The 20,208-nt window shown below is 61.8% G+C and carries 16 protein-coding genes; 3 read left to right on the top strand and 13 right to left on the bottom strand.

Going from position 1 to position 20,208, the window contains the following annotated elements; all coding sequences use genetic code 11:
• The first annotated feature begins 9 nt into the window (after positions 1-9).
• On the top strand, positions 10-870 hold the full coding sequence (locus tag ACSSVH_RS21270; protein WP_170041768.1) for an efflux RND transporter periplasmic adaptor subunit: 861 nt from the start codon (positions 10-12) through the stop codon (positions 868-870).
• A gap of 100 nt (positions 871-970) precedes the next feature.
• On the opposite strand, the gene ACSSVH_RS21265 is transcribed toward ACSSVH_RS21270, so the two are convergent.
• Positions 971-1,375 (bottom strand): DUF4440 domain-containing protein, encoded by a 405-nt coding sequence (locus ACSSVH_RS21265; RefSeq protein ID WP_169954570.1) that lies wholly within the window; start codon positions 1,373-1,375, stop codon positions 971-973.
• On the bottom strand, positions 1,375-2,562 hold the full coding sequence (locus ACSSVH_RS21260; RefSeq protein ID WP_492633694.1) for an MFS transporter: 1,188 nt from the start codon (positions 2,560-2,562) through the stop codon (positions 1,375-1,377). Before ACSSVH_RS21260 ends, ACSSVH_RS21265 begins: the two co-directional genes overlap by 1 nt.
• A gap of 110 nt (positions 2,563-2,672) precedes the next feature.
• On the opposite strand from ACSSVH_RS21260, the gene ACSSVH_RS21255 reads away from it, so the two are divergent.
• Complete coding sequence (locus tag ACSSVH_RS21255) at positions 2,673-3,527, top strand: LysR family transcriptional regulator (RefSeq protein ID WP_170056765.1); 855 nt, start codon at positions 2,673-2,675, stop codon at positions 3,525-3,527.
• 41 nt (positions 3,528-3,568) lie between these two features.
• Here the strand turns inward: ACSSVH_RS21255 and ACSSVH_RS21250 are convergent, their stop codons facing one another.
• Positions 3,569-4,381 carry an SDR family oxidoreductase gene (locus tag ACSSVH_RS21250; RefSeq protein ID WP_169954557.1) on the bottom strand — a complete coding sequence of 271 codons (813 nt, stop codon included), beginning with the start codon at positions 4,379-4,381 and terminating at the stop codon, positions 3,569-3,571.
• A 20-nt stretch (positions 4,382-4,401) separates the two neighbouring features.
• Positions 4,402-4,866: a multidrug transporter gene (locus ACSSVH_RS21245; RefSeq protein ID WP_169954556.1), complete on the bottom strand. Its 465-nt coding sequence runs from the start codon at positions 4,864-4,866 to the stop codon at positions 4,402-4,404.
• Positions 4,867-5,069: 203 nt separating this feature from the next.
• Between ACSSVH_RS21245 and ACSSVH_RS21240 the strand changes: the two genes are divergently transcribed.
• On the top strand, positions 5,070-7,808 hold the full coding sequence (locus tag ACSSVH_RS21240; RefSeq protein WP_492633693.1) for a dermonecrotic toxin domain-containing protein: 2,739 nt from the start codon (positions 5,070-5,072) through the stop codon (positions 7,806-7,808).
• A gap of 111 nt (positions 7,809-7,919) precedes the next feature.
• On the opposite strand, the gene ACSSVH_RS21235 is transcribed toward ACSSVH_RS21240, so the two are convergent.
• The 9 genes from ACSSVH_RS21235 to algK form a co-directional block, all read right to left on the bottom strand.
• Positions 7,920-9,371, bottom strand: coding sequence for a mannose-1-phosphate guanylyltransferase/mannose-6-phosphate isomerase (locus ACSSVH_RS21235; protein WP_169954554.1), 1,452 nt, complete (start codon positions 9,369-9,371; stop codon positions 7,920-7,922).
• Positions 9,372-9,556: 185 nt separating this feature from the next.
• The gene (locus tag ACSSVH_RS21230; RefSeq protein ID WP_172312081.1) at positions 9,557-10,210 is read right to left on the bottom strand and encodes an alginate O-acetyltransferase AlgF; all 654 of its coding nucleotides are present in this window, start codon (positions 10,208-10,210) and stop codon (positions 9,557-9,559) included.
• Between the two features lie 16 nt (positions 10,211-10,226).
• Positions 10,227-11,417 (bottom strand): alginate O-acetyltransferase, encoded by a 1,191-nt coding sequence (locus ACSSVH_RS21225; protein WP_172312079.1) that lies wholly within the window; start codon positions 11,415-11,417, stop codon positions 10,227-10,229.
• Positions 11,418-11,428: 11 nt separating this feature from the next.
• The gene (locus ACSSVH_RS21220; RefSeq protein WP_170056767.1) at positions 11,429-12,961 is read right to left on the bottom strand and encodes an MBOAT family O-acyltransferase; all 1,533 of its coding nucleotides are present in this window, start codon (positions 12,959-12,961) and stop codon (positions 11,429-11,431) included.
• Between the two features lie 215 nt (positions 12,962-13,176).
• Complete coding sequence (locus ACSSVH_RS21215; protein WP_492633692.1) at positions 13,177-14,277, bottom strand: mannuronate-specific alginate lyase; 1,101 nt, start codon at positions 14,275-14,277, stop codon at positions 13,177-13,179.
• Between the two features lie 8 nt (positions 14,278-14,285).
• Complete coding sequence (locus tag ACSSVH_RS21210) at positions 14,286-15,734, bottom strand: alginate O-acetyltransferase (protein ID WP_169954549.1); 1,449 nt, start codon at positions 15,732-15,734, stop codon at positions 14,286-14,288.
• A gap of 11 nt (positions 15,735-15,745) precedes the next feature.
• Entirely contained in the window at positions 15,746-17,335 is a 1,590-nt protein-coding gene (gene algG, locus ACSSVH_RS21205) for a mannuronan 5-epimerase AlgG (protein WP_172312077.1), read from the bottom strand.
• The gene (locus ACSSVH_RS21200) at positions 17,335-18,822 is read right to left on the bottom strand and encodes an alginate export family protein (RefSeq protein ID WP_492633691.1); all 1,488 of its coding nucleotides are present in this window, start codon (positions 18,820-18,822) and stop codon (positions 17,335-17,337) included. Before ACSSVH_RS21200 ends, algG begins: the two co-directional genes overlap by 1 nt.
• On the bottom strand, positions 18,819-20,198 hold the full coding sequence (gene algK, locus ACSSVH_RS21195) for an alginate biosynthesis TPR repeat lipoprotein AlgK (RefSeq protein WP_170056769.1): 1,380 nt from the start codon (positions 20,196-20,198) through the stop codon (positions 18,819-18,821). The genes ACSSVH_RS21200 and algK overlap by 4 nt, the downstream gene beginning before the upstream one ends.
• Positions 20,199-20,208 lie beyond the last annotated feature (10 nt).

The following is a 20,208-nucleotide window of genomic DNA, read 5'->3' as shown; positions in this document are numbered from 1 at the left end:
AATGCCCCGATGAAAAAGTTTTTCAGCTTGCTCGCAACCCTGCTGGTGTTGGCCCTGGCGATCTGGATTGGCCGTACCCTATGGGTCCATTACATGCAGACCCCATGGACCCGCGATGGCCGGGTGCGCGCCGATATCATCAACGTGGCCGCGGATGTCACCGGCGAAGTGGTGGACGTGCCGGTGCGTGACAACCAGTTGGTGAAAAAGGGCGACCTACTGATGCAGATCGACCCCGAGCACTACCGCATCGCGGTCAAGCAGGCGCAATCTTTGGTTGCCTCACGCAAAGCCACCTGGGAGATGCGCAAGGTCAACGCCCACCGCCGCGCCGACCTCGACGCCCTGGTGATCTCCAAAGAGAACCGCGACGACGCCAGCAACATCGCCGACTCGGCCCTGGCCGACTACCAACATGCCCTGGCGCAACTGGAAGCGGCAGAGCTGAATTTGAAACGCACGCAAGTGCTGGCGGCCGTAGACGGCTATGTCACCAACCTCAACGTGCATCGCGGCGACTACGCGCGCATTGGCGAAGCCAAGATGGCCGTAGTCGATATGAACTCGTTCTGGGTCTACGGCTTCTTCGAAGAAACCAAGCTGCCCCATGTGAAGGTCGGTGATAAAGCCGACATGCAACTGATGAGCGGCGAGACCCTCAAGGGCCACGTAGAAAGCATCTCCCGTGGCATCTACGACCGCGACAACCCCGAGAGCCGCGAGCTGATCGCCGACGTGAACCCGACCTTCAACTGGGTACGCCTGGCCCAGCGGGTGCCGGTGCGCATTCATATTGATGAAGTGCCGCAGGGTGTGTTGTTGGCGGCGGGGATCACCTGCACGGTGATCGTCAACCAGGCACAACACTAAACTTGTAGGCGTTGGCTTGCCGGCGATAGCGGCCTGTCAGCCATCCACCAGTTGACTGACACACCGTTATCGCCGGCAAGCCGGCTCCTACAGGGGAGGGTTATTGGCCCTGGATATACGTCTCGTGCAGGTGCCGCCACAGCAGCGCGCCGCTGGCCTGCTTCTCGAACACCACGGTGGCGCGGCGGTCCGTTTGCGTGCCGCTGGCATCGATCTGGTGTTCGCGGTAGGTCACCGTGGCCCCGCGTGCATGGCGGTCGATGCCCGCCAGTTCACTGAGGGTGATCTTCAAGCCGGGCCGCATACCACCCAGGCGCGTGAACAGGGCCTTGACCCCGGCGGTATTGACCCGTGCGCCGGTGGCGGGGGCGATCATGCTGAACTCGGGGGAGAAGCGCGCCAGCAGGTTCTGCAGGGTGCCTTCGGGGGCTGTGCCGGCAAACCATTGCTCGATCTCGATGTGGGTCTGGATCACTTCTTCAAAAAAGTCGCTGTAATCAATCATCATTGAGGCTCGCAGGCAGGGTGAAGCAGTGCGCGAACCCTGGAGGTATCCAGGCTTGGCACTGCCAAGAGCGGCAGCAGTGTCAGGGCTGCCGCAATCAAGAAGGTCATGGTGAAGGAATCCGAGGCCGATAGCACGGCGCTGAGTGCCGCTGCACCGAGGCAAAAGCTCACTTGCCGATTGATATTCCACAGCGCGCTGGCGTGGCCCATGTGTTCGGCAGGAATATCCAGAAAGGCCAGGGTCTGCGCGGTGCTGCTGCACAGGCTGCCACCCAGGCCCATCAGGGCATAGGCGCCCACCAGCAGGGCGGGTTGGGCCGCATTGAGCAGCAGGATGCCGGCGCATTGCAAGGCCATGCCGGCCAGCAGCAATGGCTTGGGCCCGCACCGGCTGAACCACCGCTTGCTCAGGTAGATGGCCAGGGCCGAAGCCAGGGCCCACGGCAGCATCAAGGCCCCGGTGCGTGTCGCGTCGTATCCAAGGTCTCGCAGGTAGAGGATGGCGACCAGGCTGGTGCCGATAAATACGCCGGGGATGAACAGATACACCAGCATCGCCACTCGCAGCATCGGGTGGCGGATCTGGTTGAACAGACTCCCCAAAGCCAGGGCCGGTCGCATGGTGGCGGGCACATCGGGTTTTATCCACAGCAGTGCCAGCAGCAGGGTCAGGAGGGCCAATGGCAGGTTGGCGTAGAAAATCCAGCGCCACGACACCGTGTCCACCAGCAAGCCGCCCAGCGCCGGGGAGAGCGCCGGCACCAGCAGCGCCACCGACATCACTCGGGCCGTCAGTTGGTGACGCTGCCCAGGGGCAAAGTGTCGGTACGCCAAGGCCTGGCCCACCGGTATCAGCAATCCGCCCCCCAAGCCTTGCAACAGCCGCCAGCCGATCAAGGCCTGGATCGATTCGGCCTGGCCCACCAGCACCGATGCCATGCCAAACAGCCCCAGGCTCGCGGCGATCAACCGCCGCTCGCCCAGCACTGCGGCGAGCCAGACGCTCAGCGGGATAATCAGGGTCAGGCCGAGCAGGTACGCGTTGCTGATCCACGCCAATTGCGTGACCGAGGCCTGCAGTTCGTGGGCGATATCCGGGTAGGCGACGGTGGCGACAAACATGTTCACCAGGTCCAGGGCGAACCCCAGTAAAAAGATCCAGGCGACTTTCGAGCGGTAGGTCATAGGGGTGATCCAGCGTTTGAGGCTGGCAGGGTAGGCCGGTCGCAGAGCTTGGGATACACGGGTTTGCCTGTTAGTTTGTCAAAAATATTTTGACAACGGGGGCGGTGGCCATGGTTAGCCTGGACCGATTCGACACTTTCAAGGCTGTGGTCGAGGCCGGCTCGCTGACGGCCGCCGCCGATCTGCTGGGCCAGACCCGCGCGGTGGTCAGCTTCAATCTCAAACGTTTGGAAGCCGAACTGGGCGTCACCCTGCTCACCCGCAGTACCCGCCAACTGGCGCTCACCGATGCCGGTGAACGTTTCTACCTGCGTTGTACACGCATGCTCGAAGAAGCACGGCTGGCGGTGGAAGAGGCACGCTCTGAACACGCCCAGCTCAAGGGCACGTTGCGCATCACCACGACTGTTGAATATGCGCTGGCGGTGGTCGCGCCCGCAGTGGAAGGTTTTCGCCGCCTGCACCCGGACCTCAACATTCACTTATCCACATCCTCGACCCATGCCGACCTGATCTCCGAAAGGTTTGACGTGGCGATCCGGCTGGGGCGCCTGGTGGACTCCAATCATCGTGCGGTGCAGTTATCCACTTACCAGGTATTTGCCGTCGCGGCGCCTGGTTTGGGTACCGCCCAAACGCTGGATGAACTAGAACAACTGCCCAAGCTGGGGCATGGCCGCTTGACCGAGTTGAGCGTGACCGACCCGGCAGGTGGCGAGCATCAATATCGCTCGGGCCCCAGTGCGCTGGTGGTTGACAGTGCTGCCGTGCTGCAGGCATTTGCCGTGCGCGGCCATGGCGTGGCGGTCCTGCCGCAGTGGCTGGTGCAGGCGGATCTGGACGCGGGGCGGCTGGTACGCCTGTTGCCGGATCATCGCTTCGCGCCCCAGGGGGTGTATGCGCTGTATCCGGACACGCGGCATTTACCGCTGAAGGTGCGGGCGTTTATTGATTTCATGAAATAGCGAAGCCCCTGTGCAGAGGGCAAGCCCGCTCGCCACAATGATCAAAGCGCTCCACTGAGCCCGAAGCGCTTCTTCAACACCTTCTCCAACAACCCTTTGGGCAGCAGCGCCGCCATCAAGGGCAACGCCCGGCTGCCATTGCCCGAGCGCAGCAGGCGGGGTGGTTGACCCTGTTGCACGGCCTTGAGCACATCCGCTGCAAGCACGCTGGCCGGGGTCGGTTTGTCCTGGGAGGCCTGGGAGCGGGCGCGGATGTTTTCGCGCAGTGGCCACCATGGCGATTGTTCATTGATCAGCAGTTCGGCCTGGGTGCCGGCGTTCTTGGCAAAGTGGGTGTTGATCGCCCCCGGCTGCACTTCCATGACCCGCACGCCAAACGGTGCGAGCTCCATGCGCAACGCGTCGCTCAAGGCATGGACGGCGGCCTTGGAAGCGCAGTAGGCGCCGGCAAATGGCGTGACCAGCACCCCGGACACACTGCCGATATTCACCACCAGCCCTTTGCGTGCGCGCAGGGCGGGGAACAGCGCCTGGGTCACGCCGACGATGGCGAACACGTTGGTCTCGAACTGGCGCTGCATGGCCTCGGTGCCACCGTCGAGCAGCGGGCCCATGGCGCCGTAGCCGGCGTTGTTGATCAACACATCCAGCTCGCCTACCTGTCCAGCAAGTTGCGCCAGGGCCGCGCCATCGTTGACGTCCAGTTGCACGGCCTGCAAGCCGGCAGTTGTGAGTGCGGCGACGTCTTCGGGGCGGCGGGCGCTGGCCCATACGTTGTAGCCGGCGGTTTTGAAGGCATCGGCCAGGGCCCGGCCGATGCCGCTGGAGCAACCGGTGATAAGCACGTTGGGCATGGATCAATCCTGTGCGGTTGTTAGTCGGAGAAGCTGCCTTGCAGGTGTTCGGCGCGAAACTCCAGGGTTTGCGGGCGGTAGCCGGGGCGCAGTGGCGGCACCGGCAGGCAATCTTCCCAGGTGGCGCCGGCCTGCAGCTCGCCGGGGCCGCGATAGCGCGGGGCAGCATAGACGTTATCGGCCAGGTTCACCGTATCACCCGGCGCATAGGCGCCGACGCGCCAGCGCAGTTCGGTCAGGGGGACGTCGTTGCCGTTGTTCAGCTTGAGCTGCAAGGGGCGGTCGGCGGGGCACTGCTCGGGGGCGTAGCTGATGCGCAGCTCCAGGCGCGCCAGTTGCGCGGCTTCGCGATTGTCCAGCCAGACCACCCACATCGCCACGCAGCCCAGGCCCACAGCGGCGGCGAGGGATACCGGCAACGCCCTGGCCGGGTAGCGCAGCAGCAGGATCAGCCAGGTGATGATCAGTAGAACACCGAAGAACATGGGGGCAGCCTCGCGGATAGGTGAACCATCGTACCGTTGACAGCAGGCGGTTGCCTATCGGGTTGCGGTTGCCCGCACACGGACACGCCCCGATACCTTGGCGCTGGAATCATGGGCGGCGTTCGCCTCACTTAAATATATACAGCCACAGAGCGACAACCGTTGATCTGCGGTCTTCTATAGACGTGCGGAGCACACACCCCATGAGCTTTCCCATACGAAACTTCTCTCCTCCCGCTTACCACCTCGTCGATGCCACCCAAGAGAGCAGTCCAACAAAACCTGCATCCAATACCCAATCACCCTCCGGCAGCAGTGACCTGGACCATCGTAATTCGCTGATCCTGACACTGGCCGGCCTGGAGCAAGGCATTACCACGGGCCGTATATCCAATGAGCGGATTTTTCCAGCCTTGCAGACGGCCAAGATCCACCTGGCGCCGGATGCGCCACACTCAGGCCCGACCCTACACATCAGCCTTGCGCAATACATCACCGCCAATGGCTGGAGCGTTCCGCAAGACCGCGAAGAGCTCAGCCAACTCAGGCAGACCGTATCGTCCCTAGAGCCCACAGCCACCTCCAATGCCTACGCAGTCATTACCGAGCAGGTGGCCAGGGCCAATCTGGAGAAAGCCAAGTTCAAGTCCATTGCGCTGGATACCGCGGTGGCATTTCCCGATGTGCGCCAAGAAGCCAAAAAGCTGGCGCAAGCTATTGTGTTCCAGTTGACCGGAACCCATGTGGACGCCGACAAGACCTATTTGAATCGGTTTGACGCATCACAATCTGCGGCCACCGTTACCGGTTGGGAACACTTGAAGGAAGAGCCCACTTCATCCATCACGTTGACCGACGCGGTATTGAAGAACTTTTCCGAGCACGACGGGATTCCCGGCACTCTGGACTCGGAAGCAGGTTTGTATAAAGACGGCCCCGGGCAAAGCCAAAAAGCCGGCTACGGTGCTCATAACCAAATCCCCCTGAAGCCTTCGGACTTCATGAAGGCCCTGTGGAAGTCCGATTTCCAGACAAGCATGTCCGAAAAAATCCACAGCTTCTGGAAAGACCACGCCGACGACTACCGCACCGTTCAGAAAGGCATATTCATCTATAAGGCCGGCGAGCAACTCAAGGCCCAGGAGGCCAGGCTACCGGCTGAGCGAGCGCTGCAGCCGGCCGAGCATGAGTTCACCCACAGCGACTATCAACGGCTGATGAAGGCTGTTACCGGTGAGGCATTGGCTGAAGACCAGCCCCTGACCGTCGACAAACTGCGGGCGAAATCCCCGGTAAGTGGCGACGTCCAGGTCTATACCTTCGATATCAATGGTTTTCAATCCAGTGACATTGTGCGTTTTACCCTACCCGGGGAGGGCTCCCCAAAATATGTCAACGGTCGGCTGGATGGCGTGCAGATTCTCTATATCCCTGATGCCCAGCCGGCTTTTCTCAAGTTCGCCTCGCTGGAAAAAATGGATCAGTGGGTCAGCGAGCAGGCCAGGACGCCCCAGTCGCGCACCGCCCTGGAGTCGCACTTTTCCCTGGCTGATCGGCAGAACAGCGATACCGGGGGATTTGGCAGCACCTTGCTCAACGCAATAGTACCGCTGAGCTCCCTGGTGCCTGATATCCGTCCCAAAGATGGCCTGGATACCACGTTGGAGTACCTCGGTACGGCAAGTGTCAGCGATCAGGAGGGCAGCGTCATTGACCGCGGCAACTTCGCGATCAAGGGCGATGTGTTCAGCCACATGGCGGACCTGAGCCAGCAGCGCATGAACAACGATGCAGACACCGCGATCAAATCCAACAGCCAAGTCACGCGTGACACCTGGCTCAACGACATTTCGGTCGGAGCACAATTGCTGCTCAAACTGGCGCCGTTGGGCGCACCGGTCGCCGCTGCCGCCGTGGTCACAGGCCTCACGGAAATTGTACTGGGCAGCGAAAAGGAGGCGTCGGGGGACACCCAGGCCGAGCGCCGTGATGGGGCGTCGAAGACGTTCGACGGAATGCTCAACACCTTGTTCTCTTCCGTGGGTACCGGCTCGGCAGCCGAAGACCCCTTTGCACTGCCCACTGAAGAGCCGGCAGTCCTTGAACTCGCCAACGCGGGTGTCGATGTGCCCAATCTGTTGCGACCGTCACAAGCGGGCAATCTGAGCGCCTATGTCGTCGCGGATGGCGAGGCATTGCTCGCCAGGAGCACCCTCAATAGCAAAGGGATTTATCAATTCAAGGACGAGGCGGGAGCCGATCGGTGGTTTATCCGTTACACCGATCAGTCAGGTATTGCCAATACGTATGAGATCAAAAGTGATTTCAAACTCAGTGACGGTTACGTCCAGATTGTTGACCCTCTGACGGGTAAACCCGTACTGACCGTCGAAGCGGGGGCGAATGGCGAATGGCGTTCGAGCAGGATGCTTGGGGGGAACAAACAAGCCAAGGGTGTCAACGCTTCCCGAGAACGCCCGGCCGGGTCCGGCCCGCTGGCATCAAGCTCAGCGGCGAATCAAGCATTGGTCAATCATCAGGATTGGCAATCGATCGTCGACTCGGGCACCTACAACGGCAAGCCCGTTTACATTCACTACACCAGCAAGGCAGGTTCAGAAGCCATCGCCCGCGAGCACAGTATCAACGATTTGGCGCGTGGTGAACGGCGCGCGGGTTCCAAGGGCGGGGTGTACGTTAACCCTCCAGGCCAGCAATTCAACAGTGAAAACGTTGAGAACCTGCTGTTCCTAGGCAATGAACGCTACGTGGGCAGTGGCGACTACATGGTGATATTTAGCTCTGAGCAGGCGCCCACGGATCTAGGCCCGGTCACCGCAGGCAGTCCGTTTGTTGAGCTTAAAATGCCCAAGGAAATCAAGCTGACGCCGTCGAACTTCCTGTATCTGGGGACGAACACGTTCAAGGACTATTTCCAATGAAGGCTGCCACGCTGGGAGGGTGATCAATGCAGCACTCAGAAAAAGCCCCCACTCAACCCACTGCGGATAGGGGACGCAATGGGCCGGGCGAGGGCTTTTTGTTCTGCGGTATTACTGCGCGATGGTTTTTACCGAAACGCCACGCTCGATCGGGGTCGAGCGCCCGTAGATATCTTCAAACCGCTCGATATCGTCCTCGCCCAAGTAACTGCCCGATTGCACTTCGATGATCTCCAACGGGATCTTGCCCGGGTTGCGCAAGCGATGCACCGAGGCAATCGGGATGTAGGTGGACTGGTTCTCGCAGAGCAGGAACACGTTTTCGTCGCAGGTCACTTCGGCGGTGCCGCTGACCACGATCCAGTGTTCGGCGCGGTGGTGGTGCATCTGTAGCGACAGGCACGCGCCGGGCTTGACCGAGATGTGCTTGACCTGAAAACGCCCGCCCATGTCCACCGAGTCGTAGGAGCCCCACGGGCGGTACACCTCGCAGTGGTTCTGGGTCTCGCTGCGCCCCTGTTCGTTGAGGGTATTGACCATCTGCTTGACGCCCTGGACCTTGTCCTTGTGGGCAATCATCATCGCGTCCTTGGTTTCCACCACCACGATGTTTTCCAGGCCGATCACCGACACCAGCTTGCCGTTGCCGTGGATCATGCAGTTCTTGCTGTCCTGGATCACCACGTCGCCCTTGGTCACGTTGCCGTTGGCGTCCTTGTCGTTGACCGCCCACAGCGAAGCCCAGCAACCCACGTCGCTCCAGCCGGCGCTCAGCGGCACCACGCAGGCGCGCTGGGTTTTTTCCATCACCGCGTAGTCGATGGAATTGTCCGGGCAGCAGGCGAAGGTGGCTTCGTCGAAGGTCACGGTGTCGGCGGTGTGTTCGCTGCGCTCCAGGGTCAGCACGCAGGTGTCGTAGATGTCCGGGTCGTGCTTTTTCAGCTCTTCGAGGAAGCGGCTGGCGCGAAACAGGAACATGCCGCTGTTCCAGAAGTAACCGCCGCTCTTGACGAACTCGACGGCGCGTTTTTCATCGGGTTTTTCGACGAACTGCTGCACGCGGCTGACGCCTTCGGGCAGCAGTGAATCGTTGGTGGACTTGATGTAGCCGTAGCCGGTTTCCGGGCGGGTGGCCGGCACGCCGAACAGCACCATCTCGCCACGCTCGGCGGCCACGGTGGCCAGGGCCAGGGCGCGTTGCAGGGCTTTTTGATCGTCCAGTACGTGGTCGGCAGGCAGGACCAGCATCAGCTCGTCACGGCCTTCGTTGACCAGCATCATCGCGGTCAGGGCCACGGCCGGCGCGGTGTTGCGCCCGAACGGTTCCATCAGGATGCGCTGGCTGTCGAGCTTGCGAGTGCTCAGTTGCTCATTGACGATAAAGCGGTGGTCCTTGTTGCAGACGATGATCGGTGCGTCCATGCCTTCGAACACCAGGCGCTCCAGGGTTTGCTGGAACAGCGTGTGCTCGCCGGTCAGGGCGAGGAACTGTTTAGGGAACTGTTTACGGGAAAGCGGCCAAAGACGTGAGCCGCTACCACCGGAAAGGATTACTGGGATCATGTGTTTCTCCTTGAATCGATTTGGGTCAGAGCTACGAAGGTTTGTCGTTTCACTCTTGTTTTTGTCTCGGTCCTGAGTCGACACGCGGACAGTGTGGGAGCTGGCTTGCCTGCGATAGCGCCTTCAAGACCGCCATCGCTGGCAAGCCAGCTCCCACAAGGGGGCGTCTCAACTCAGGGAAATCATCAACGGGTCGACACGGGGCGCTTGACCCACACTGGCGACAGGTTGCTGCCGGAGCCGGTGACATACAGCACCGCCGCCTCACCACGTTCCAGGGCCACCGGCTTCACGTCGCCAACCTTCTTGTCGCCGTCGTACAGCGCCAGGCTGACCTTCACCGGGTTGATCTCGCGCTCGCCACGGCTCTTGGCGGCCACGGCCTTGACCACGTCGGTCTTGCCGTCGGCGGTCTTGAGGGTCAGGGCCTTGTCGCTGAGGTTTTGCACGCGCACCAGGGATTTCTGCTTGTTCTTGAACGGCGGTTCTTCGATCAGTTGCGGCTGGCCAGTGCTGCTGTTGACCAGGGTGTAGTAGTGATCGGCGGCCAGCTTGACCGTGACGTTCTGGCTACCGACCTTGGCGCTGTAGTCGCCGCCCGGCAGGAAGCTGAAGTCGCTGCTGGCCAGCGGTGCCACATCGCTCAGCGCGGTGTTGCCGACGCTGGCGCTGACTTCCTGGTTGCTGGCGTTGAACAGGCGCACGAAGCTGGAGCCCTTTGGCGCAACGGGGCCGTAGAGGGCGGCGTCACCGGCGAAGACGGACATGGATACGAAGCTCATGCCGGCAGCCAGGGCCAGGGTCTTGGCGAGACGACGCGGATTAGTAGTGAAAGTCATGTGAGTTACCTCTCTTTCAGTTTTGCGCCCGGTCGGGCGTCTCGGATTTTTCGGTTTTAACAGGGGTGTTGCTTGCCATGTTCTGTTGGCGCGTACCGGCGTGTTTGAGCTGCGCGACCCACTTGGGGTCGGCCTCGCCGATTTCGTTGTTCACCGGTAGATAGCGTTCAGGAAACTCCCAGATCAGCACTTGCGGCGGGCTGTTCTTGAAGTCAGCGCTTTTCAGGTAGCTGAGCATCGGCAGGATCGGGCCGTGGCCGTCTTCGGAGTAGTTCACCACTTCGCTGCCCAGGGCTTGCTTCAGGGCACCGACGAAGTTCCAGTTGGGGTTGGCGCTGTAGCTGGTGCCCACCAGGGCCACCGGCATCTCGCTGTCGGCAAACAGCGCGTCGTCGCCTGCGGCCTGGGCCTGCACCGCGTGGGTCACGCGTTTTTGCAGGGGCTCCTTGGGCGGCATCAGGTTTTCGAACAACGGGTCCAGGGGCAGGAACAGGCGCAGGTCACCGCTGTGGGGGGCGATGCCCTCTGCGTCGGTGACAAAACGCTGGGGTTCGCCGCTGAGCAGGGTCTTGGCGTTGATTACACGGGCCAATTGCTTGGCGGCAACTTCGGCGCCATCCGGAGTCCAGTGGGTGTCGGTGCGCAGGAACACTTGCTGGCCATGGAGCTTGGCCTGTTGCAGCGGGCCCAGCAGGTCGGGAGCGAGGATCTTGTCGGCGGCCACCCGGGCATGGAAGTCCTGGTAGAGCCCGGCATGAATGCTCGCCGGCTGCACTTCACCCAGGTGCTCGGGGTACAGGCGCACCTTGGCCGGGACAATCGCCATTACCAACTGCACGCCCTTGGCCTTGAGGGTTTGGCGCACGCCTTCGACCAGGGCGTAGTTGTCTTGCAGGTTCTGCTCTTCGTTGACGGCGGGGTTGAACTCTTCGTCGCTGTACAGCCAGTGATCGCGACCCAGCACCACGCCGGGGCGGCCTTCGTTGAACAGCTTGTAGTCCAGCGCCGCCCAGAGGTTGGTGCCCAGGCGCTTGATCGGGAACTCATCGTCGTAATGGGTTTCGACCGCCTTGGCCCAGCGCCCGTTGAGCACGGTGGCGTCGGCGTTGGTATTGAAACCGAAGAAACTGCGCACCGACCACGCGCCCAGGGCCATGAGCAGGGCCATGAACAGCGCGGCGTAGAGGATGCGGAATGAACGGGTCATGGTCGGCTCCCTCAGAATTGGAAGTAAAGGAACGGCGAGAAGCTTTGCGCCGAGAGTTTGAGAATCGACGCCACGAACAGCAGCAGGATCAGGGCGCGCATGGCGTAGCGGGGCCAGTCAGCGGTCCAGTAGGCCGGTTGCACGGCGGCGTTGCTGCCGACGCTGAAACCGGGCTCCTGGATGCTGCCGGGGTTATCCCCAGGCACTGCCTTGATCAGGCTCGGATCAGCCGGCCTGGCCTTGTCGGCCGGGCGATTGCTGTAGAAGTCGCGCAGGCCGAAGAACGCCAGCGTGGCGTAGGCCACCACCATGGTCGCCACTTGCAGGCCCGTCAGGTTGGCGCGGTTGAGTTCCGACAGCGACCACTCGCCAAAGCTGAACATCGCGCCGTACATGCGCCCGGCGACGTGCAGGTTTTCGGCACGGAAGATCACCCAGCCCATCACCACCAGCAGGAAGGTGAAGGCCCAGCGCACCGGGTTGAAGCTGCGTGGCGAGGTGTTGAGGCCGATGGCTTTTTCAATCGCCAGCCACATGCCGTGCCAGGCGCCCCAGACGATGTAGGTGATGTTCGCGCCGTGCCACAGGCCACCCAGCAGCATGGTCAGGAACAGGTTGCGATAGGTGGTCAGCGTGCCTTTGCGGTTGCCGCCCAGGGTGATGTACAGGTAATCACGCAGCCAGGTGGACAGGCTGATATGCCAGCGCCGCCAGAACTCGGTGATCGACTGGCTGATATACGGCTGCTTGAAGTTCTCCATAAAGCGGAAGCCCATCATCAAGCCCAGGCCGATGGCCATGTCGCTGTAGCCGGAGAAGTCGAAATACAGCTGTGCGGTGTACGCCAGCGCGCCGAGCCAGGCGTCACCGGTGGTGGGGTTTTGCAGGGCAAAGCAATGATCGGCCACCACCGCCAGGGTGTCGGCGATAAACACCTTCTTGATAAAACCCTGCATGAACCGCGTGCAGCCCTCGGAGAATTTATCCAGGGTGTGGGTACGGTTGTTGAACTGGTCGGCCAGGTCGCGAAAACGCAGCACGGGGCCGGCAATCAGGTGCGGGAAGATCGCCACGAACGCCGCAAAGTCGATGAGATTGCGGGTGGCCGGGGTATCGCCGCGGTACACGTCGATGATGTAGCTGATGGACTCGAAGATGTAGAACGAAATCCCGATCGGCAACAGCACATGGGTCAGGATAAACGGCTCCAGGCCCGCCGATTTCATCATCAGGTTGATGCTGTCGACACCAAAGTTGGCGTACTTGAAGTAGCCGAGGATGCACAGGTCGACCGCCACGCCGAGCAGCAGCCAGCGCTGGGCCGGTTTGGTGCGCACGCCCGCGGCACCGACCTTGAGGCCGATCCAGTAGTTCCACAGGGTCACGGCGGCGAACAGCGCCAGGAAGTCCACTCGCCACCAGGCGTAGAACACGTAGCTGGCAATCAGCAGCAGCAGATTGCGATAGCGTTGCCCGCTCAAATAGTACAAGCCGAGAAAGATCGGCAAGAACAGAAACAGGAACACATTGGACGAGAAAACCATCCCGATCTCTCCATGTTTAACCAACAGTCAAGGGCCAACGGCCCCCCCAAACCCCCCACGAAAAACCGGGGAGGGTGGTACTACATTTGCACTGACGAAACGGGGTCTCTGTGGGAGCTGGCTTGCCTGCGATAACGGTGTGTCAGTTGAAATCAATGCTGAATGTCAGACCGCTATCGCGGGCAAGCCCGCTCCCACATGTGTAACCCGTTCCATCAACTGCCTTTTTCATGCGCCGGGTCGTAGACCTTGGTCAGGTCGCCACCCAGGCGGAAGGTCTTGAACGGCTGCATCTCGTGCTTGCGCTCCAGTACCTCCGGGGCGCAGGTGTAGAGGGTGCAGAAGGGCTCGAGCCAGGCGAATTTCGAGTCCTGCTCCAGATCCTGCATGTCCTGTTCCTTGCCGTTCTTCTGCTCGAACAGCTGCGGATCCTTGACCCCGGCCAGCACCTTGTCGCCCAGGCGCTTGAGCGCGCCGTTGTTTTCCGGGCGTACATCCACGCCGTTGACCAGGGCGAAACTGGCGATCATCGCCAGTGGCGGCAGCGCATAGTTGTGGTAGGCCAAGGCCCGTTGCTGGCGCTTGAGTTCATTGGGCAGGTAGCCCTGGGCGTCAACCTGGTTGGCGCCGACCTTGTATTCCTTCACTGCCCAATCGAACAGGTCGCGACGGTTGGTGGCGACGGACGTGGCCATCACCGACCAGGCGGCCCAGTACGAGTGGTTGTTGGTTTTTTCCAGGGGCAGGTTGTCCCAGTCGCTGACCACTTGCTCGGCCAGTTTGTTGAACCAGGCTTCGATCAGTTGCGATTGCTGCGGGTACTTGGCCAGCGGTTGCGACTCGGAAAACTTCAGGCGCACATAGGCCGACGCCATGCTGCCCAGCGCCCATTTGCGCATCGACTTGCCGGTGTGGTTGAAGTCCTTGGACATCAACGCATCGGCCTTGGCCCAGCTCACCAGCCAGTTCAACGTGCATTGCAATTGCTCCGGGCGACCGTCGCGCATGAACTGCATCACCCGCTTGCTGGTGTCTTTTTCCAGCTTGGTGATATCGGCGGTACTGTCGCGAAAGGCTTTTTCCGACTGCACATTCAGGGTCGAACGGGCTTTGTCGGAGCCTTCGTATTTGCTGCGAAACTGCAGCGAGCCGGTGTAGGGCGTGGGCATGGCGTCGCAGTCGTTCTTGAAGTCGCCGGTCTTGAACGCTTCAATCGGCGCGAAGTAGCCCTGGGGCGGACGCAGCGGTGCGGCGGCGTTTACGTGGCCGGCAAACATCGCCAGGCCGAGCAAGGTTGGAATCAATAACTTCTGCATAGGTAACCTCATTGCCCGGCAGAGGCAGTCTGTTGACCACCCGCTGGGAATACGTTGCGTGTGCAAATTTTCGCTTCGACTTTCTGCGCCGCAGCACCCGCTTCGGGGCCCTGCACTTCCACGGCCAGCAGGTTCTGCGAGGCCCAGTCTTCATCGGTGCGCAGTTCAAAGGCGAAACGCCCGTCTGTCTCGGATGTCTCGGGTTTGTCGATCTTGATGTCCTCGTGGCGCCCGTTCATGTACCAGAGGGTGGCTTGCAGGGTTTTCACCGAGGGATCGGCGAAGCGAATGTCGACCTGGTGACGGCTGTTGCGCAGGTCCATGTTCTTGCTGTTGACCATCAATTCGTTCTTGCCCGGCTTGAGGGTGGTGCTGGCGCTCATCTGCGCCGGCTTGCCTTCGCAGCCGTTGTCGAGCAGGGCCATCATCTGGCGGTAGATGGTTTCCTGGTCCAGGCGATACAGCGGCGAGAATTCCCAGATCAGAATCTTCGGTGGGCTTTTCTGGAACTCTTCGCTGCCCAGGTACTGGATCATCGAGCCTTCCAGGCCGCCGCCGGGGAAGGCGACGTTAAGGATGTCGGCACCGATTTCCTGTTCCAGGAAACCGGCGAAGTTGTAGTTCTTGCCACTGTGGCTGGTGCCCACCAGGGTGATCTGCGGGTTGCCGGAGTCGCCGAACAGGTCGCCGTCCGCCGCTTCGCCCTTGGGCTCGGTGCTGAACTGGTCCATGTACTGGATCGCGTAGCTGGTGCCGCACAGTTGCCCTGCCATGTTGTGCAGGGTGCCGGTCTTGCCCATGCGCCCGGATTTCTTGGTCTCGAATTCGCGCTGGGGGATCCCGGCGAATTCGGGCATGGCGCGCACTTTGGCGCCGACGATTTTCGCAGTGCGCTGGGCGCCATAGGGGGTCCAGTGCTGGTCGCCACGGAAGTAGAAATCGTGGGCCGGCAGTTCGTCCGGCAATTGCTCGTTGGTCAGCGGCGACAGGTCCGGCACCACATAGCCCATCTTGGCAAAACGCCCGAGCATGCTCTTGTAGTTGCCCAGGGCTTTGTCGAAGTCAAAGCGCGCTTTCTCTGCCGGGTTGAGCTTGTTGCGGTTCACCAGGCCACGGGTCGGCTGGTAGACCACCACCAGTTCCACGCCCTTGCTCTTGAACGCGTCGTGCAGTTGCTGCATGCGTTTGTAGCCGGCCGGGGTGGTGTCGAATTCGGTGCGCAGGTCTTCCTGGGTACGGAACAGCCAGTCGCCCTGGGCCTGTACCAGGGTGGTGAAATTCTGCTGGTAGCGGGTGGTGTAGTTCTTTGCGTCGTGAGCCTCGGGGCACAGGTTGCAGCACGGCTCGGCGGTAAAGCTCGGCGCCTTGGCTTCATCGGCGCGCACGCCGCTGCTGGCGGCCAGGATGCCGAGGGTCAAACCCGAGAGGCTGAGCAGCTTGATCATGTGTGGGTGCATAAAGGTCATCCTCAGTCCTGCAATGGGGTCTGGCGTTCGACAGGGTCGATCAGCACGGCTTTTTTCTGGCGTACCAGCAAGTCGAGAATCTCTTCCTGGCGCTCGCCCAGAACGCCGGAGAAGCTGATGCCACTGGATTTGGTCGGCGCGAGCATCGACACGCGGTACAGCTCGATGCTCAGCGGCGAGTCGATGGACAGCGGCCCGCTGCCATTGGCCGCCAGCTCGCCGCCGACCACGATCAGCGAGACCTTGGTGTCGAACGGGTCGAGCTCGATGTCGCGGTCGGTGTCGGTCAGGTCCTTGATATGGCCGTAGACGCCGGTCAGGCCGTTGGCCATGGCGAGGTTCTCGTACAGGCGGATGTTCACGCTGTTACGGATACGAATACCGTGGCGGCGGTTGCTGATCACCTTGTTGCCCCACAGCAGGTTGTCGCCGCTCTCATAGAGGGTGATGCCGTCGGTGTGGTTGCGGTAGATCTCGTTGTCGGCGATCAGGTTGTTCACGCTGTTACGGTCGATCACCAGGCCCGAAAGCTTGTTGTCGTAGCTGCGGTTGTTGAAGATGAAGCTGTCGTTGACCTCACGGGAAATAATGATGCCGTGCTTCTTCTTGGTGCCGTACACAGTGTTGTCGGCAATGATCAGGCCGTGGGAACGGTCGTGGGGGTCGATGCCGTAGACGATGTTGTCTTTGTAGGTGCTGCCCTTGATCACAAAGCCTGTGGTTTCGTAGCAGTAGAAGCCGTACCACATGTCCGAGAACTCGGAATCGACGATCCAGCCGGTGGGCTCCGGGCGCTTGAGGACTTTGGCCATGTTCGGCGTGTACTGGGAAATACTCACGCCATAGGACTTGCTGTTGGCATAGCCGAAGCTGGCCATCTTGCTGTTGACGATGTAGGTCTGGGTGCCGCCCCAGGCCAGCAGGAACGGGCGGAATTCCTTGGGCGAGCGGAAGGTCGCCGGGCCGTTGGTTTTCTCGCGCCAGCCGGTGATCTTGGTGTCGCGCACAAACAGCTGGCCGTCGTTGACCAGGAACGCGCCGGCCTCCTGGGACAGGCGCAGTTCCTGGGTCTGTTGATCGATTTCGAGGATGCCTTTTTCGCCGACCACAATCGGTAGCCTGGCCAGGAACACGCCGGGCGAGGTTTCGCTCAGGTATTGCTTGGGCACTTTCTGGAGCAGGTCCTTGAGGTTCATGTAGCCGTCGTCGATAAAGATCGCCTGGGGAATGCCGTGCTGGCGCACCACCCATTCGGCCATCTTGTTGTCGCCGCCGATAAAGTCCTTGAGGGCGTTTTCCTGCATCATCCGGCGCACGCTGACCTTGCCGGCCTTGCTGCGCACGATTTTCTTCGCCACGGCTTGTGCGGTGTAGCCCGAGAGGTCCGGCAGCGTCGGCTTGGCCAGCTCCAGCGGCGCGGTGGGCGGGCTGGTGATGGTGTAGGTCTTGGCCTGTTGCAGTTCCTTGGCGATGGTGGGCGCCTTGACCTGCGGCTCGACATTGGCAAAGGCCGGGGCGCACGCCAGCAGCATTGCCGCAGCGAGGAGGGCCGAGCCTTTGAGGGCATGAGGATTCATTGCGCAGGCTCCCATCAGAAACGCCAGATCACATCGACAAAGGCGCGGTGCATGTACGAGTCGACTTGCTTGCCATAGGCGTCGCCCGGTTTGAACACGCCGCCACGAAAGCGCACCAGGGCCGACGGTTCGTCGATCGACTGGCTGAGGGCGGCGGGCAGCAGGCCCTTCTTGAAGTACTTGGTGACCACCAGGTCCATCTCCTGGCCGAGGTCTTTCTTGCCGTCTTCCAAAGGCAGGGAGGCGCTGGACAGCACGGCGCCGGTGACGTCGTCGTAGTTGTTCTGCACCGCGTCGATGCCATTGCTGCCCACCGGCTTGTTACCGTCGACACGCCAGAACTTGTGGTAGACCAGGCTGGCGTCGTAGTCGTCGTGCAACTGCCAGGAACCGAACAGGCTCATGGACTGCATGTTGTTCATCTCGCCGCGAAACGCCTCGCCAAAACGATGCACCCGCGATTGCGTGCCGGTGAAGTTCGAGCGGTTGCTTTGCAGGCCGTTCTGTTCGTAGTCGGCGCTGGCGCGGGCATAGGCCGCACCCACTTGCCACTGCGGGTCGAGGCGCAGGCGCACACCGAGGTCGGTGGCCCAGCCATCCACATCAGTATTGCGCTTGGCGTTGGCCGGGCGGCTGCCGTCGGCGTTCAGGGCGTTGACGTTGCTGCGCTCGCCCTGCATGCCGGTGACGCTGGCCCAGTAGTTGACGCTGTTGGTGTTGCGCCAGTTATAGGCGTCGCTGTTGGCCTCCAGGCCGAGCCAGGTCAGGTCGCCGTTCTGGCGCTTGTCCAATGAGTCGGCGGCCACGCCCGGTTGCGGGTAGTCGAGCTTGCCGTCGTCATGGCTGTGATGGCCGCGCACGCCAACCCAGTGGCCCGGGGTCCACTGGTAGGCCGCGTCGGCGTAGAAGTGCTGGCGGTCCTTGTCTTCGGGGGACAGTTCCTTGAGGTCGGTGCGGTACTCGCTGAAGCGCTCGGCGGCGCCGACATTGGCCTTGAGCAGGGTGGTGTCGAAGGTCCAGTTCAGCGCTTCGATATTGGTGTCGCGCCATTGCCCGTCGTCATTGCGCAGGCGTTGGCGGCCCAGCTTGAGGATCTCGCCAGGGTAGGGGGTGAAGCCGCTGTAGCCGACCCAGAACTCGCGCAGGGCCAGGTAGTTCTTCTTGGTCTTGCGGTCGTTGTTGCTCGATTGCTCGGTGGTGTCGTCATCGGACTGTTGCAGGGTGTCGGTCTCGATGATGTCGCTGGACGCCACCGCCTGGCCCATGGCGTAGGCGCTCCACGCGCCGCGCTCACCATAGATCCACGGGCGCACATCCAGACCGATGCCGTTGACGTCGCCGCCGCGCTGGGTGCCGAGGTCGCGGTCATCTTCGGACTGGCCGGTGACTTTCACTTCCAGGCCGAAGTTCTTGTCTTCGGTCAGCGCGGCCAGGGTCGGGCACGACCACAGCAGGGCGAAGGTCAGGCCAATACCGGCCTTGACGAATGGATTGAGTTTCATAGGGTTTCCTCGCCGTCATCTTCTTGCAGGGCGTGCAGTTGCAGCGCGCTTTGGCTCAAGGCGCCACGGGCGGCCAGCTCTTGTTGCAGCAGGCGCTGGCCCTCGGCGCGCTGGGCAGGCGGCAGTTGTTGTTCGAGTTGCGCGGCCAGTTCATTGGCTTGCGGCGTGTTTTGGGCTTTGGCCAGTTGGCTGAACACATAGGCGTTGAGCGGGTCGGGCTGGGTGCCCTTGCCTTGGGAAAACAGCTGGGCGATAGCAAAGTCGGCGCTGTTCTGGCCGTTGCGCGCGGCGGTCAGCAAGTGATCCAGGGCTTTTTGCGGGTAGACCTGGCCCAGGTAGCCACGGCGGTAGATCTGGCCGAGGTAGTAATCGGCGGCCACTTCCCGGCCCTGGGCTTTCTGAAAGTGCGCTTGCGCGGCCTTGGCATCGGCCGGCACCCACTTGCCTTCGTAGTAGAGCTTGCCCAGCAGCAGTTCGGCGCGGGGCTGGTCGGCGGCGCGGCCGTTGTCGAGGTACTTCATCATTTGCTCGACGTCGCCCAGTTCCGGGAAGTCGTAGAGCAGCTGCGCGAGGCTGACCCAGGACGCCGGGTAGCCGGGGGCGATTTTTTCCAGCAGGGCCTGGGCGGTCTTTTCGTCCGTCTTGCCGAGTGACGCATCACCCAGCACACGGGCCACACTGTCGACCCGCTGGGCGCTGACGGTGCCACGGCTGTAGCCGGCTTGCATCTGCTTGAGCAGTTCGGCCTGTGGCTGCGGCTGCTCGCGCTTCTGGTAGACGGTGGCCAGTTCGACGTAGCAGATATCGGTGCTGCTGAGCGCGGCCTTGCAGATTTTTTCGATGTCATCCAGGTGCTGGTCGTAGGTGCCCTGGGTGCGGTACAGCAGCACCTGCGCCAGGCCTGCTTCCGGATAGCCGGCGGTGCGCCAGGTATCGATCTGCTGCTGCGCGTTGATGCTGGGGAAATCGTGGGGGTATTGCAGGTACAGCATGGCCAGCGGGATCAGGGTGTTGCCTTCGCCATTGGCAAAGGCTTTTTTCAACAGGCCTTCGGCTTCACGGTGCTCGGCTTCGGTGGCGCCGGGCTTGGCCACCAGCAGGCGGCCGAGACGGGCCTGGGCGCGGGGCGAGATATCGGCGGCCGCGCGGTAGGTGGCTTCGGCTTGCTTGATCTGCGCCGGGTCGCGGCTGCCGACCTGGATATCGGCCAGGCCGACCTGGGCTTCGCTGTAGCCCAGTTCTGCCAGTTGCTGGTAATTCTGTGCGGCGGTGGCGGTGTCGCCACGCTTGAGGGCTTCATTGGCCAGGCGCTGGTCGGGCAGGCCGGCGCAACCGGCCAGTGTGACGGCCAATGCCAGCAGCGCCACAGGTCGCATGGGGGAGCGA

The sequence above is a fragment of the Pseudomonas sp. HC1(2025) genome, assembly GCF_058742075.1.
The sequence above is the reverse complement of the archived record's forward strand: the minus strand, read 5'-3'. Positions and strand labels throughout refer to the sequence as shown.

Bases quoted from the DNA above. Each gene is read 5' to 3' on its own strand.
- ACSSVH_RS21225 (WP_172312079.1), bottom strand. From the start codon at position 11,417: ATGACCCGTTCATTCCGCATCCTCTACGCCGCGCTGTTCATGGCCCTG.
- ACSSVH_RS21250 (WP_169954557.1), bottom strand. From the start codon at position 4,381: ATGCCCAACGTGCTTATCACCGGTTGCTCCAGCGGCATCGGCCGGGCC.
- ACSSVH_RS21220 (WP_170056767.1), bottom strand. From the start codon at position 12,961: ATGGTTTTCTCGTCCAATGTGTTCCTGTTTCTGTTCTTGCCGATCTTT.
- ACSSVH_RS21255 (WP_170056765.1), top strand. From the start codon at position 2,673: ATGGTTAGCCTGGACCGATTCGACACTTTCAAGGCTGTGGTCGAGGCC.
- ACSSVH_RS21215 (WP_492633692.1), bottom strand. From the start codon at position 14,277: ATGCAGAAGTTATTGATTCCAACCTTGCTCGGCCTGGCGATGTTTGCC.
- algK (WP_170056769.1), bottom strand. From the start codon at position 20,198: ATGCGACCTGTGGCGCTGCTGGCATTGGCCGTCACACTGGCCGGTTGC.
- ACSSVH_RS21260 (WP_492633694.1), bottom strand. From the start codon at position 2,562: ATGACCTACCGCTCGAAAGTCGCCTGGATCTTTTTACTGGGGTTCGCC.
- ACSSVH_RS21240 (WP_492633693.1), top strand. From the start codon at position 5,070: ATGAGCTTTCCCATACGAAACTTCTCTCCTCCCGCTTACCACCTCGTC.
- ACSSVH_RS21245 (WP_169954556.1), bottom strand. From the start codon at position 4,866: ATGTTCTTCGGTGTTCTACTGATCATCACCTGGCTGATCCTGCTGCTG.
- ACSSVH_RS21200 (WP_492633691.1), bottom strand. From the start codon at position 18,822: ATGAAACTCAATCCATTCGTCAAGGCCGGTATTGGCCTGACCTTCGCC.
- ACSSVH_RS21210 (WP_169954549.1), bottom strand. From the start codon at position 15,734: ATGCACCCACACATGATCAAGCTGCTCAGCCTCTCGGGTTTGACCCTC.
- ACSSVH_RS21235 (WP_169954554.1), bottom strand. From the start codon at position 9,371: ATGATCCCAGTAATCCTTTCCGGTGGTAGCGGCTCACGTCTTTGGCCG.
- ACSSVH_RS21265 (WP_169954570.1), bottom strand. From the start codon at position 1,375: ATGATTGATTACAGCGACTTTTTTGAAGAAGTGATCCAGACCCACATC.
- ACSSVH_RS21230 (WP_172312081.1), bottom strand. From the start codon at position 10,210: ATGACTTTCACTACTAATCCGCGTCGTCTCGCCAAGACCCTGGCCCTG.
- algG (WP_172312077.1), bottom strand. From the start codon at position 17,335: ATGGGAGCCTGCGCAATGAATCCTCATGCCCTCAAAGGCTCGGCCCTC.
- ACSSVH_RS21270 (WP_170041768.1), top strand. From the start codon at position 10: ATGAAAAAGTTTTTCAGCTTGCTCGCAACCCTGCTGGTGTTGGCCCTG.